General features: G+C 65.1%; 9 protein-coding genes. 3 read left to right on the top strand and 6 right to left on the bottom strand.

The window, feature by feature from the left end:
* Window position 1 precedes the first annotated feature (1 nt).
* Together J3474_RS06550 and J3474_RS06545 are read left to right on the top strand one after the other, a co-directional pair.
* Window positions 2-1,873 (top strand): hypothetical protein, encoded by a 1,872-nt coding sequence (locus J3474_RS06550; protein ID WP_207093469.1) that lies wholly within the window; start codon window positions 2-4, stop codon window positions 1,871-1,873.
* Complete coding sequence (locus J3474_RS06545; RefSeq protein ID WP_207093468.1) at window positions 1,873-5,976, top strand: LVIVD repeat-containing protein; 4,104 nt, start codon at window positions 1,873-1,875, stop codon at window positions 5,974-5,976. Before J3474_RS06550 ends, J3474_RS06545 begins: the two co-directional genes overlap by 1 nt.
* Window positions 5,977-6,098: 122 nt before the next feature.
* Here the strand turns inward: J3474_RS06545 and J3474_RS06540 are convergent, their stop codons facing one another.
* Genes J3474_RS06540 through J3474_RS06525 form a run of 4 tightly spaced genes read right to left on the bottom strand, consistent with a single transcriptional unit; the run spans window position 6,099 to window position 12,108 of the window.
* Entirely contained in the window at window positions 6,099-6,947 is an 849-nt protein-coding gene (locus J3474_RS06540) for a phosphodiesterase (RefSeq protein ID WP_207093467.1), read from the bottom strand.
* 43 nt (window positions 6,948-6,990) lie between these two features.
* Window positions 6,991-8,760: a cytochrome c3 family protein gene (locus tag J3474_RS06535; RefSeq protein ID WP_207093466.1), complete on the bottom strand. Its 1,770-nt coding sequence runs from the start codon at window positions 8,758-8,760 to the stop codon at window positions 6,991-6,993.
* A 7-nt stretch (window positions 8,761-8,767) separates the two neighbouring features.
* Complete coding sequence (locus J3474_RS06530; protein WP_013832025.1) at window positions 8,768-9,634, bottom strand: hypothetical protein; 867 nt, start codon at window positions 9,632-9,634, stop codon at window positions 8,768-8,770.
* Window positions 9,634-12,108, bottom strand: a complete 2,475-nt coding sequence (locus J3474_RS06525; RefSeq protein ID WP_207093465.1) for a cyclic nucleotide-binding domain-containing protein — start codon at window positions 12,106-12,108, stop codon at window positions 9,634-9,636. Before J3474_RS06525 ends, J3474_RS06530 begins: the two co-directional genes overlap by 1 nt.
* A gap of 90 nt (window positions 12,109-12,198) precedes the next feature.
* On the opposite strand from J3474_RS06525, the gene J3474_RS06520 reads away from it, so the two are divergent.
* Window positions 12,199-13,152 carry a tetratricopeptide repeat protein gene (locus J3474_RS06520; RefSeq protein WP_207093464.1) on the top strand — a complete coding sequence of 318 codons (954 nt, stop codon included), beginning with the start codon at window positions 12,199-12,201 and terminating at the stop codon, window positions 13,150-13,152.
* A 20-nt stretch (window positions 13,153-13,172) separates the two neighbouring features.
* Here the strand turns inward: J3474_RS06520 and J3474_RS06515 are convergent, their stop codons facing one another.
* The gene (locus J3474_RS06515) at window positions 13,173-13,451 is read right to left on the bottom strand and encodes a hypothetical protein (RefSeq protein ID WP_242528219.1); all 279 of its coding nucleotides are present in this window, start codon (window positions 13,449-13,451) and stop codon (window positions 13,173-13,175) included.
* A gap of 64 nt (window positions 13,452-13,515) precedes the next feature.
* On the bottom strand, window positions 13,516-13,983 hold the full coding sequence (locus J3474_RS06510; RefSeq protein ID WP_207093462.1) for a hypothetical protein: 468 nt from the start codon (window positions 13,981-13,983) through the stop codon (window positions 13,516-13,518).
* Window positions 13,984-14,549 lie beyond the last annotated feature (566 nt).

Genomic DNA, 14,549 nt, shown 5'->3' with positions numbered 1-14,549 from the left:
GATGCCTGTGCCGGTTCTTCTGGTCCCCCTGGTTGCGGCGCAAGCCGCGCCGCAGGAAATCCCCGACCCCAACTTCGGGCAGGAGGATACGCAGCCCGAGCAGCCGATCCTCGAACCGCCGGGCACCGAGACCCCTCCCGAAGACGTCGATCCCGGCGTGATCGACGGCCGTCGCCGCCCCGGCTACAACCCGCCCCTGCCCGAGCGGGTGACGCAGAACAACGAAGGCGCGGTGCGTGCGCCCCCGCCCGAGGCATTTCCGACAGACCAGGTCCCCATCCCCGACCGCTGGCGCCTGATCGAGACGCTGGGCGTGGTCAAGGAACGCTGGTTCGACCCCTATCACCAGAACACGCTGAAGGGTGACCGTCCGCTCGATCCCAAGAAGGTCAAGTGGCTGCCGATCAAGGGCGACGACTGGTTCTTCGGCCTCAACCTGATCTCCGACACCGTTCTGGAACCGCGCACCTTCCCGATCCCGGTGGGCGTGCAGACGACCGAGCGACCGGGATCCATCGACGTCTTCGGCAAGGACGCCAGCCTCGTCTTTTCGCAGACCTTCATCCTCGGGCTCGGCCTGACCAAGGGCAATACCGCGTTCAAACCGCCCGCAGTCGAATATCGCGTCGCGCTGGCGTTCAACTACAACTACGTCAACGTGCCCGAAAAGCGCGTGCTCTTCGTCGAGCCGAGCAAGCCCTCGCACCGCTCCGACCATTTCGTCGGCGTGCAGGAAGCCTTCATCGACTACCACCTGCGCAATACCTCGGACCGCTACGACTTCGATTCCGTGCGCGTTGGCATCCAGCCTTTCCAGGCGGATTTCCGGGGCTTCCTGTTCAACGACAACCAGCTCGGCATCCGTTTCTTCGGCAACCGCGACAACAACCGGGTTCAGTACAACCTCGCCGCATTCTGGCGTCTGGAAAAGGACACCAACTCGGGCCTCAACTCGGTCGTCCAGCGCCCGCGCGACGATTTCCTTTTCGTCGCCAACATTTACCGGCAGGACTTCCTGATCCCGGCGCTGACCAGCCAGTTCACCGTTGCCTACAACCGCAACCGCGAGGCCGGCCGGATCGAAGTCGACGATAACGGCTTCCCGGTGCGCCCGGCCCTGCTCGGCACTCTCAAGGGCCGGAATTACGACGTCGTCTACCTTGGCTACAACGCCGATGGCCGCGTCGGCCGGATCAACCTGACGGCATCGGCCTACGGTGCGCTCGGACAGGACCGCAACAGCTTCTTCACCGACCGCAAGGCCGATATTCGCGCCTTTTTCGGCGCTGCCGAGCTGAGCTACGACAAGGACTGGATGCGCTTTCGCCTGTCCGGCCTCTACGCCACCGGCGACGGCGATCCCTACGACAACAAGGAAACCGGCTTCGACGCGGTGTTCGAAAACCCGATCTTCGCGGGCGCCGACACCAGCTACTGGATCCGCCAGACGATCCCCTTCGCCGGCGGCGGCCGCGTGGTCAGCGTCAACGGGCGCAACGGCATCCTGAATTCGCTGCGCTCCTCCAAGGAGCAGGGCCAGTCGAACTTCAACAACCCGGGGACCGTGCTGGTCGGCGCCGGCGCGGATTTCGACCTCAGCCCCGAAGTGCGCCTGTCCACCAACGCCAATCACCTGTGGTTCGAGAACACCGCCACGCTGCAGACCCTGCGCAATGAAGGCTCGATCCCCAAGGACATCGGCTGGGACCTCTCCGCCGCCGCGATCTGGCGCCCCAAGGCAACGCAGAACATCGTCGCGCGCCTCAGCGCCGCCGCGCTCGTTCCGGGCAAGGGCTTTCGCGACCTCTTCGACAATTCCGAGGGCCACCGGAACTACTACTCCGTCCTCGCCAACATCATCGTGAGTTACTGATGCAGCGCCTCAGCCGGATCTTCCTCGCTTTCGCGCTCCTGCTGGCGCTGGCCATCCCCACCGGACGCCTGCTCGCCAGCGAGGAGGAAAAGCCGGTAGAGCGCGACTATTCGCTGGTCCGCGCGCCCGCTGCGCCCGCTGGCCAGTCGGCGGTGGACATGGATGCCAAGTCGGCGGGCTGCCTCACCTGCCACACCGCCAGCGATGCGCCCACGATGCATGCGACGCCCGCGGTCAAGCTGGGCTGCACCGATTGCCACGGCGGAAATGCGCGGATCACCGGACGGCCCGAACTGGGCTTCGACCATCCCGACTACATCGCCGCGCGCGACAAGGCGCACGTCCTGCCCCAGTTCCCAGAAAGCTGGCACTGGCCGAGCGCCGCCAACCCGCAGCGCAGCTATACCCTGCTCAACAAGGAAGCGCCGGAATACATCCGTTTCGTCAATCCGGGCGACTACCGCGTCGCGCGCGAAAGCTGCGGCGCCTGCCACCTGCCCGCCATCGAGGCGGCGGAACGCTCGCTGATGGCCTCGGGCGCGATGCTGTTCGGCGGCGCGGCCTATAACAACGGCATCGTCCCCTACAAGAACTACATCTTCGGCGAAGCCTATACCCGTGACGGCGAGCCGGCGAAGATCGTCTCGGCCGGCAACCCGCCGGGCACCGTCACCGCTGAGCAGAAGGCGCGCGGCGCGCTGGCCGCACTCTATCCGCTGCCGCGCTGGAACGTCACGCCGCCGGGCGACGTGTTCCGCGTGTTCGAACGCGGCGGGCGCGTCATCAACTCGACATTCGCCGAAGTCGGCCTGCCCAACCCGACCGGCTCGATCCAGCGGCTCGAGGAACCGGGCCGCCCGGACATCAAGCAGTCGAACCGTGGCCCGGGCACCGGCCTTCGCGTGGCGATCCCCGTGCTCAACCTGCACAAGACGCGCCTCAACGATCCCTATACCTGGTTCATGGGCACCAACGATCAGCCCGGCGACTACCGCTCATCCGGCTGCACCGCGTGCCACGTGATCTATGCGAACGACCGCGAACCGCGCCACTCGCTGATCTACGCCAAGCTCGGCCGCGACGGGCAGACGGTCACCAGGGACCCGACCATCGCCGCGCTCAAGAGCCATGGCGAAGGCTACGGCGAGAACGGGCACGGCTCGCTCAAGACCGGGCACGAGGCCGACGATCACGGCATCGCCAAGCCCGCCGACGATCGGGAGAAAGGCCACCCGCTCCAGCATGTGTTCACCCGGGCGATCCCGACTGCGCAGTGCATGAACTGCCACATGCACCAGCCCAACATCTTCCTGAACAGCTACCTCGGCTACACCATGTGGGACTATGAGGCCGATGCGCCCAAGATGTGGCCCAAGCAGCAGAAGTACCCGACCGCCGAGGAAGTCCACAAGGTGCTGGAACGCAACCCCGAGGGCGCATCACCCAAGGGCAAGTGGGCCGACCTCGATTTCCTGCGCAACGTCTACGACCTCAATCCGGAACTGAAGGATACCCAGTTCGCCGACTACCACGGCCATGGCTGGAACTTCCGCGCGATCTTCAAGCGCGACCGCGAAGGCAACCTGCTCGATGCCGGCGGCAACCAGGCGACCTGGGGCACCGACAAGGAACACATCGTCTCGCCCGACGATCCGGAAAAGTGGCGCAAGGAGGGTGAAGGCAAGTTCGTCCCCGTCGGCACCAATCCGGGCAAGACCGTCCACATGATGGACATCCATGCCGAAAAGGGCATGCAGTGCGCAGACTGCCACTATTCGCAGGACAGCCACGGCAACGGGCTGATCTATGGCGAAGTCGCCAACGCGGTCGAGATCGGCTGCAAGGACTGCCACGGCACCGCCGACGCTTATCCGACGCTGCTGACCAGCGGCCCGGCCGCGCCGCCCAAGGGCACCGACCTGGCCCTGCTGCGCAATCCCGACGGCAAGCGCCGCTTCGAGTGGAACACCGACGCCTCGGGCCGAAAGCACCTGATCCAGCGCTCCATCGTCGATCCGGACCTTTCGTGGGAAGTCTCGCTGGTCAGGGACGCGGTCGATCCCGCCTCTCCCACCTTCAACGCCAAGTCGGCGCGCGCCAAGCTGATGAGCAAGTCCGGCGCGGACGACGGCACCTTCGGCTTCGGCCCCGGCGTGCCGATGAGCGACCGCGCCCACAAGGACGGCGAGATGGCGTGCTTCACCTGCCACCTCTCGTGGACCACAAGCTGCGGCGGCTGCCACCTGCCGATCGAGGCGAACTGGAAGACCACGCTGCACCACTACGAGGGTGAGGAAACGCGCAACTTCGCGACCTACAACCCGCAGGTCGCGCGCGACGAGATGTTCCAGCTCGGCAAGCACATGACGACCAAGGGCGCGGAAGTCGCCCCGATCCGGTCGACTTCGGCGCTGGTCCTGTCCTCTACCAACGTCAATCGCGAGCGCATCTACATCCAGCAGCCGCCGATCAGCGCGGCGGGCTTCTCCAGCCAGGCCTTCGCGCCGCACTTCCCGCACACCGTGCGCCTGACCGAGACCAAGACCTGCAGCGACTGCCACCTGTCCGAAAAGGACGATAACAACGCGATCATGGCCCAGACCCTGCTGCTCGGGACCAATTTCGTGAACTTCGTCGGCCTCAATTCATGGGTCGGCCTGGACGGCGGCTTCGAGGCCGTGCGCGTCACCGAGTGGGACGAACCGCAGGCCGTGATCGGCTCCTACCTCCAGAAGTACGCCTACCCCGACTACTACAAGCTCCACGTCGAGCGGAACGGGCGCGAGCTGAAGAACTGGACGCGCGGCAAGGCCTTCGACAAGAACCTGTCGGGCGAAACCCATCCCTTCGAGCAGTTCCGCAATGTGACGCAAGGCACCAGCGGCGAGGTCGGCTGCCTCCAGCTTCGCGGCGAGTACATGTTCGTGGCCGAGGGCAAGGGCGGCTTCGAGGTCTATGACGTCGCCTCGGTGGCCAACAAGGGCTTCTCCGACGCGGTCGTCTCGGCGCCCTTCTCACCGCTGGGCCACAACACCCACGTGAAGACCAAGAACGCGACCTGCATGGCGCTGGCGACCAACCAGCCGGTTGCCCCCACACGCAACCGGACGATGGAAGCGACGATCCTGAAGGACGACAAGGGCCAGACGCTCTACAAGGCCGATGGCACACCGTTCACGCTGCGCGACGCCAACCAGGAACAGGCTTTCGAACCGATCTACAGCTATGCAGCCATCACCGACAGCGAAGAGGGCCTGATCCTCGTCAACATCGACACGATGGCCGATGGCGAATTCCGCAACAACAAGCTCAAGCGCGCGGTGACCTGGAACCCGGATCACGTTCTCGACGGTGCGCGGCACATCATCCTGGCGGGCGAAGTGGCCTACATCACCGCCAAGGCCGGACTCGTCGTCGTCGACCTGCACGACCCGCTGCACCCGCAGCTCTCGGCCGTACGCCCGCTTGAAGACGCCCGCGCCAGCGCGGTCCAGTTCCGTTACCTGTGGGTGACCGACAAGGAGGGCCTCAAGCTCTTCGACGTCACCAACCTGCGCAACCCGATCGCGGTGCCGCAGGCGACGGTGCCACTGGCCGATGCCCGCCGCATCTACGTCGCACGCACTTACGCTTATGTCGCGGCCAAGCAGGACGGCCTCGTCATCGTCGACGTGCGCAGCCCGCCCAACCCGCGCATCTACCAGAAGGTGACTTTCGACGGGCAGCTCGACGATGCCGAGGACGTCATCGTCGGTTCGACCAATGCCTCTCTGTTCGCCTATGTCGCTGACGGTCGCAACGGTCTCAAGGTGCTGCAGCTCACCTCGCCTTCGAGCCAGCCGAACTTCTACGGCTTCTCGCCCGCGCCCAAGCCCGAGCTGATCGCATGGGCCAGGACGCCAAGCCCGGCCCGCACCCTCTCCAAGGGCCTCGACCGCGACCGCGGTGTCGACGAAACCGGTGGCCAGATGGCCGTCTTCGGTCGCCTCGGCTCACGCCCCTTCACCCGCGAGGAAATGGAGCGCCTGTTCATCAACCGCCGCGGCGTGCCCTTCAAGGTAACCGACGAAGTCGACATGAGCGTCTGGGTGCCCAAGCGCTGATCTGACAGAGGGACTGCGGGGGCGCTGGGCGCCTCCCACCCTTCGACCGGATCAGAGTGAATGGCGCAGCGCAGCCCTTAGAGAGACCAGGTCCCGAATCGGCTTCGGGACCATCGCCAGCGTCAATCGGGCCGTTCGCCCACGATTACCCGCACCACTTCCTGAAACGCCTCGTCATAGCGCGCCAGAGCGTCGAGCGCACCGACGGCCTCGGTATGGGAAACGAGACGGCGGCCGTCCCAGCGATGCAGGGCATAGACCGGCAGCTCGGAGGAGATCATCGTACGCCCGTCCGGCCTGTCCGGGTCAACCGGATTCAGATCGAGCGCAACCGTCGCTGCGGTTGAGCCGACCACGGTGACCGGGATGCCTTCCCACAAGGTGTGGATCGGGCGATGCAGGTGCCCGGCAACGATCCCCCTGATCTGGGCGTGGCCCGAGACGGCCTCGGTCAGACGGGTGATCCACGGTTCGCGCTCGTCGCTGTCGAGCCAGTCGATCCCGCTTTCGAATGGCGGGTGATGCATGGCCAGAACGGTTGGCCGGTCTGGGTGCGCTGCCAGTTCCGCAGACAGCCACGCCGCGCGCGCCTCGCAGAAGGCGCCGCCATGGCGGCCTTCCTCCAGCGTATCGAGCACCAGAACCCGCAGCGGGCCGAGATCGATCGCGTACTGCACGAAGCCGCTATTGTCCGGGCAGTCCGGGAAGGCTTGCAGCATTGCTGCGCGCATGTCGTGGTTACCCACCATTGGCGCCACCGGAAACGGGCAGTCACGCACCAGCTCGGCCAGTCGAGCGTAGCTTTGCGGGTCGCCGAACTCGGTCATGTCCCCGGACATGAGCAAGAGATCGGGCCGGTTCGGCCCATCCACCAGGCGTTCCAGCACCGCCTTCAGGCGATGCGTGTTGTAGCCCCCCGTTTCGCTTCCGCTGAAACCGATGTGCAGGTCCGTAATCTGCGCGATCAGCACTGGGGCTTCCTTGCGAAGCCTGCGTTGATGCCATTCATGGGCCTTACTCCCTCCGAAGTGCGACCTTCTTAGGAGATGACAGGTTGACGTCCGGTTTCCGGTCCGCCGAACCCGTCTCGGTGATGTGATAACCATGACACATCGCGCAGCTCGATGGCACCTTCGATTTGGGTGCGTCCTCACCGAGATGGCACGTGCGGCAGGTCTTGATCCCCGGCAGCAACACGTCGCTGGCGCTGGTCGAGGTCTCTGCGGCGTGGCAGGTGGTGCACTTCTCCTGCTTGTGCGCGGCATGGTCGAACCAGCCGTGATCGAAATAGCGCATCGGCTGCGATACCGGCACGACGCCGGGCCGGCCGTTGATCCGCGTCGGGCGGTGACACTCGCCGCAGATGCCGTCCTTCGACAGCGCCACGTCAAGCTGCAGCCCCGGCCAGGCGCCGCCCGAATAACGGAACTGGTAGAGCCCGCCCTCGGCATATTCGCCCGGGCGCTTGCGGTTGGAGACGAGCGGCTTGCTGTGATCCCACTTGGCCGCCAGCAGGTCTGCGGTCAGTTGCTCGACGTCGCCGTGGCGCAGGCGGCGCACGATGCCGCCGACGCGCTCGTAGGCAAGGCTGTGGCAACCCTCGCAGTCACGCTCCATGTCGATCGGCTTGAAGCGTACGCCCTCTTCGGTCTTGCGGTGGCAGTCCTTGCACTCCAGCCCGTTGGAACCATAGCCGCGCTCTGCCCCGATGTTCCTGGCCATGCGCGCGGCGCCGCCCATCGGATCGAGGTGCAGCTTGTGCGGGAAAGTCAGGCCGTTGTCCTCGCGCAGCTTGCTGTCGAGCGAGACGAAGGACGGATGCCTCGTCACCGGATCGGTGATCACCCGCGCGGTGAACTGCGGGTGCAGCTTGCCGAAATCGCCGGCATCGCCAAGCCGCGTGTCAGGCAGGTTGCTCTTGAGCTGGCCGTGGCAATCGGCGCAGAACTGCTGGCTGGGCGCGGTCAGACGGGTCGGCCCCTTGTGCTCCGAGTGACAATCCTGGCAGGCGCCGGGACCTTCCTTGCCGAAAGCATGGGCCACCTTCCACAAGGCCGCCTGCCCCAGCGGCAGGTTGCCGCGCGCCGCTGCGAGGCGCGCCGCCGGTGCGTGATCGTGAACGTCCTTGTGGCAGCTGCGGCAAGTCTCGTCCCGTACGGATTCGAATGGTTTGACGTGGCAGGCCACGCACTTGTCGGTCAGCGAGTGGTGCGCGAGGCTCAGTTCGCCCGGGTTCCAGCTGCCGTCGTTGATGACGCTGCTCTTGTCCGCGGCCTGCGGCCCCTTCACGCTCATGATGTTGGTCACGATCGGCAGCGCCAGGAACGCCAGGACAATGACGATCGCCAGCGCCCATGACATCCGCCGCTTGCCCGGCAGAACCCCGCCCAGCGAAAAGCCGCGCTTCTCCTCGAGGTTCCCCGAACGGGTCGCGGCGGTTTCCGCCTTGCGGACGGTTAGCAATACCGCGCCGTCCTCATCCTGCGAGACGGTGATGCGGTAAGTGCCGAAGCCCAGCTCGGCGCCGCCGAGGCTGTCGATGGAAGCGGAGCGGGTTTCCGCACCATCGACGACGAAGCCAAGCGTGCCCACCGCCTCGACGCGCAGCCGTGCGCCCGAAACGGCCGAGACTTCGGCGTGGCGCGGCTCCACCGCGAGGTCGGGCAAGTGAATGTCGCACTCGGCCGAACGCCCGATGCTGAGGGTTTCGCCGGCAATGTCCCGGTCGCGGACGATTTCGCGTCCCGTCGCGGTCTGCTCGATCTGGCGGATCCTGAAAGTCATGCCTCCCTCACCAGTAATAGAACACGGAAACGATGTGGGCGGTCAGCGCCGCGAGCAGAGCCATCGTGGCGGGGACATGGACGTATAGCCACACCTCCAGCATGGCCTTGAGGCGCATGTGCCGGCGCATCCTCTCGAGCTGGGCCTTGCGCCGGACCAGCAGCTTTTCCACCCGTTCGATCGCCGGATCGGCAGAGCCGGAAAGCGCCAGCCCTTCCAGCGCCTTCTGCGTCGTGCAGCCCGGGTAATGGCCCGATAGGCGGCGCAGCAGGCCCGGCGAGAACGGGTCTTCCTCCAGTGCTGCCAGCACCAGATCGGACGGCCCGCGCGCAAGCGGCTGGGCGGCTTCGTTGAGCTGACGGTCGAGCGCGCGAATGGCGTCGACCATCTGCCCCTGCGTCATCTGCTCACGATTGGAACTGAGCGCGGTGGGCAGCGAAGCATAGGCCCAGATGCCGAACATGCCCGAGACGATCACCAGCATCATCAGCGCATAGGCCAGGGTGTGGACGTTCCAGCCAAGCTGGAAGCCGGTGTGCAGCGTCGCCACGACGATCAGCGAAAGGCCAAGGTACACGTGCGCCGAAGTCCAGGCCTTGAGGGACCAGCGCCCCTCGGTGATCGCGCGCTTGCGGATGCCCAGCAGCGAGAGCCAGACGATCAAAAGGGCGCCGATGGTGCCCAGGGTATAGCCGATCCAGGTACCGCCGCCGGGCCGCGGCTTGGGATCGGTGAGGAAATAGGCCGCAATGCACACCACGCACAGCGCAGTCGCGATCTTCATCCAGCGGAAGCCGCGATGACGCAGGAAACCCTCGTGATCGCTGCGATATTCGCGGTTGGCAACGTGGCCGGTTTCGGACGCACTGGCCATTATTCGCCCTCCGCCAGCTTGGCGACCGAGAGGAAGGCCTCCGGCGAAACGCGGATCGCCGCCCCGGTAGGGCAGGCGCGCACGCAGGAGGGCCCGCCGTCGATCCCGGCGCACATGTCGCACTTGATCGCCTGCTTGGGCCGCTCGACGCCGTCGGCATGCGCCTTGCGCCAGGCCTTGCTCGGCTCACCCGGCCCAGGCCCCTTGCCGAGGAACAGCCACGAGAGGATCGAGGGCTTCTTCGGCGGCACCGAATCCATGCGGATCACGCCATAAGGGCAATTGCGCTGGCAGTTGCCGCAGCCGATGCAGGTCTCGTCGATGAAGACTTCCCCGTCCGGGCCGCGCTGGATCGCGTTGGGGGGGCAATCCGCCATGCAGTGCGGATGTTCGCAGTGGCGGCACGAGGTCGGCACATGAAGATGCGCGTAAGTCGTCCCCGCCTCGCGGTCGAGCCGCGAGAGGCCGTCATGGCTGTCGGCGCAGGCCTTCTCGCAATTGTCGCATCCCACGCAGAGCGTCTCGTCGATCAACAGCACGTCGGTCGCCTCGCCGATGCCGTTGTCGACCAGGAACTGCGCGGTCTGGGAATACATGTCGACGACGCTCGAGAAGTTCTCCTTGCGCCCTTCGACGAAAGTATTGATCTCACGCCGCCGCTCCATCTCGGCGAAGGCCTTCTGCTTGAGCTGGGGCTTGCGCGCCAGCAGACGCACGAAAGCCTCACCCGGCAGGCGGATGACTTCGGACTTGATCGCCGCTCGCACCGTCGCGGACCGGCGCGAGCCATCGATCACGGCCATCTCGCCGACATAGGCGCCGGCCGGAAGGTAGCTGAGGAACACCGGCTTGCCGCCGATCTGGCGCTCGACGATCATCGAACCGCGGCGGATGATGAAGATGTCGGTGCCTTCCTCGCCCTCCTTCATCAGCACTTCGTTGGCGCGCAGTTCCTTGACTTCCGCCCCGTCGACCAGCTCGGCGATATCGTCCGGGGTGAGGCCCGAGCCGAATATCTGGAGGAGCTGGCGCTCGATCGCGATGCGGTTGACGACCTTGGCCGCGGCCGGGGCCGTGGCCATCATCTTCAGCGCGGCGGAACGCGAAAGTTCAACGACGATCAGGTCCTGCGCCGCGCGCACGGTGGAGCCGCGGCGGCGGCCGGAAATGAGGCCGACCTCGCCGAAGATGGAGCCCTGCCCGATCGGCACGGTGATGGAGGGATCGTCCTTGTTGACCTCCACCGCCACCGAACCTTCGGCGATGGCGAAGAGCGAGGAGCCCGGCTCGTTGCGCTGGAATACCGCCTCGCCCTTGCGAAAGGCACTGACGTCGGAATCGAGCATCAGTTCGCGCAGTTGCAGCGCCGAAATGTCGCGGAAGATCTCGATCCGGCTTCCGAACAGTTCCAGCCATTCGTCAACGCTGCGCCGGCCCGGCAGGGTCGCGAACTTCTCCGCCAGGATCGGTTCGTCGGCAGGCTTGAGACCGGTATTGCCGTTGAGGAATTCGACGACATCGTAGCCCTGGTTCATGCAGTGCTTGATCAGCGGATAGCCCGCCAGCGCGCCGATGACGTGAATGCCCGGACGCGTCGTCTCGAATACCGGCGACAGCACCGGGAAGGCCTCGCGCTCGGGACTGGTGAATTCGATGCCGCAATCCTCGACGAACTTGCGCGGCGGGGCCGAGCCGGTGCGCGCAATGATGCGGTCGCAGCGGATGGTTTCCTGCCCGTCGCGGGTATCCAGCAGAAGTTCGCCGGGCCGCACTTGCGCCGGCGTCGTCTCATTGCGGATGATGATGCGTCCGGCGGCTTCGGCCTCCATCAGCAGCTTGACGTTAGCCTCTTTGGCTCGCGCGAATTCGGTACCGCGGTTAAGGATCGTGACGACATTGCCCTGCGCCGGATCTGCAGCCAGGCCCAGCGCGTTCTCGATCCCGGCATCGCCGGTACCCACGACGGTAATGTGCTCGTCCACATATTCGGTGGGATCGTCGAGCTGGTACTGGATATGCGGCATGTCTGCGCCTTCGCAGCGCAGGCGGTTGGGGTTGCCCTGGGTGCCGATGGCCAGAATCACCGCTTCGGCCTCGATCGTGTCCCCGCCCTTGAGCGTCAGGACGAACGCGCCCTTTTCGCCCTCGATCTTGGTGACTTCCGACTTGTAACGCACAGTGATCGCATTGCTTGCGGCCTGCTCGTCCCAAATCCCGAGGATCTGTTCACGCTTGCCCGCATCGAACTCGAAATCGGATCGCAGCACCAGCGAGGAAGGCGTCGCCATGACGTGCTTGCCCTTCTGGTACTTGAAAATGGTGTCGGACAGGTGATCGGTCTTTTCCAGCAGGACGTGCGACATGCCCAGCCTGGCCGCCCTGCCCGCCGCGCTCATGCCTGCGGGGCCGGAGCCGATAATAGCGATACGGACGCGATCTTTCACAACTTCCCCCTCGTCGTGCCGACCGAACATTGCAAAGCCACGCGAAAAACCGCATTTGCGCAAAGCTGATCCGTGGCCTGTCCCCTCAGCCGACGGTACTGTAATGAATGGGAAATAGCGATGACACAACCGACGACGACAATATTTCGTCCGCAAAGAATCGCTCTGGTACTTGCAGGACTTGTCGCCGCCGGGGCCGTGGGGGCTGCGATACTGCGCGGTGGCGAGGTTAACACTGCATCAGGCAATGCTGCCATGGCCGCATCAACTTCTTTGCCGGCCAGTGCCTCGATCGACGATCTCGAGAAAGCGGCCAAGGACACGCCCAAGGATTCTGCAGCCTGGCAACACCTTGGGCTCGCCTATTTCGAGGCGGCGCGATTCGCCGAAGCGGCAAACGCCTACGGCAAGGCAACCGAGCTGGCGCCCGGCACCGCCGTCCTCTGGTCCGCGCTTGGCGAGGCGCGGGTCATGGCCAGCGATCGCGATCCGATGCCGCCGCAAGCCGTCAGCGCTTTCGAAAAGGCCATCGCCATCGACCCCAAGGACCCGCGCTCGCGCTATTTCATGGCAGTAAAGCGCGACTTGTCCGGCGATCACCAGGGCGCCGTGGACGACTGGATCGCACTGCTGAAGGACAGTCCGGCCGATGCGCCCTGGCGTGCCGACCTCGTGCGCACCATCGAACAGGTGGGCAAGATCCACCAGATCGACGTTGCCGACAAGCTCGCCGCAGCGAACGGCAAGGCCGCCTCCAGCGCTCCGGCCGGCGCTTCACTTCCGGCTGCAGCCCGCGGCATTCCCGGCCCCAGCGCACAGGACCTCGCCAATGCCTCGCGCATCGCACCCAGCGAGCAGCGCAACATGGCCGAGGGCATGGTGTCACGACTCGAACAGCGCCTGGAAGGCGATCCCTCCAATATCGACGGATGGATCATGCTCATGCGCAGCCGCCGCACGCTCGACCAGCCGGAAAAGGCGCAAAAGGCCCTCACCGATGCCATCGCCGCCAATCCGGGCAAGGCCGATTACCTGCGCCAGCAAGCCGGTATGCTCGGCATTCGGGACAAGTAAAGGCCGCCTTCGGGCCCAGGTCAGCCATCCCGGCGCCCGTCGCGCCCCTCCTCCGATGGCGGGAACATCTTTGCAAGAAAGCCGAGAATGGCGAGATTCACGCCGGGCGCGAGGACTGCGCCCGCCAATGAGCCCAGCCCGGCGCGGTCTGCCAGCAGGTTCCAGGGCAGCCCCAGCGGCATGAGAAAAACGGCCGAGAGCGGATCATTCTCCTGCCCGAACCAACCGAAGGTACCGATGGTCAGGGTCACAAGCGCAAGGATGTAAAGCGCCAGGAATATTCCGAAGGGCCACCTCACCTTCGCATCCCTCCACGGCATTGCAGCCGTCTGGACAGAGACATCGCAGGATAGGTGACAGGGTTCAAAGTTCGCCCTCGCTCCCGGTGTACATGACCCCGGCAATGGTGCCGTCACGATTGCCCCGGCACAGCCATGGAGCATGGGCGCCTTGGACATTCACGTAGATCTTGATCGTCGGCCCACTCCCGTCGATGCTTCGGGTGCCCAGGACGGGCGCGTGGGTCACCTCTCCCACGCTGGCAAGGCATTTTCCTTCAAGTCCGCCGGGTACCCGGGCGAAGTCGCGGACCGGGGGCTTTGCGGGAATGCGCGGCTCGGTCACCGCGACGGGCAACGGGGCCAAGGGCGCCCCGGGCATCTGCATGGCCGCTTCACTGGCAATGGCCATGGGTTCGGCAACGGTAGTGACCTCCTCGCTTGGCGGCACAAGCGGCTTTTCCTCATTGCCCGTACCGCACCCTCCTGCAGCAAGAGACAGGCCGGCAAGGACAGATACCCCAAGGGAGCGGCAGGCGATGTACGCAATCATTGGAGGTGCCGCGCGATGCGGACAATTTTCCGCCCCCGGCCTGCCTCGGTGGTAATGCAGGCAGGAGGCGGAAAGTCATGAGAGAGATGCCGCCTCGCGGGGGCGATCTCAATCGGGCCCTGTAACCCGGGCTTGATCGCCTGAAAGTCTGCGGGGGGAATCCTGCTCCGTCGCATGACGAAGAACGGCGCGGCACTTCGTGCATCGATGCTGTCAAATAATGAAAAGTCCTGCCGCGTCACTGCTTCTCTCTCCATTCGGCAAGAAAATGCTCGCACAGAGTTCAGGGCTTAGGAAGGTTAATGCGGACTATCATCCAATTCAATTTAAAATAATAACGCAAAACCGGACACTTGGGAACGAATACCGGAACATCTGCTATTTCGTGATTTACTTGACATGAGCCCGCGCCGTCCCGTGAACCGACTGCAATGTCGCAATTGTACAATTTCCGGGGCTGCACCTCGAGAACGGCGACCCTTGGGCCGCGGAAGGAATGACGGGAAAATGCCGGGATCGGCGGTAGCGCCAGGCCAAGACCGAAGTCCCGACGCCAGATGCGAGAA

It is taken from the genome of Novosphingobium sp. PY1, assembly GCF_017312445.1.
Classification (GTDB): Bacteria; Pseudomonadota; Alphaproteobacteria; order Sphingomonadales; family Sphingomonadaceae; genus Novosphingobium.
This window is presented reverse-complemented; position numbering and strand designations above follow the sequence as displayed.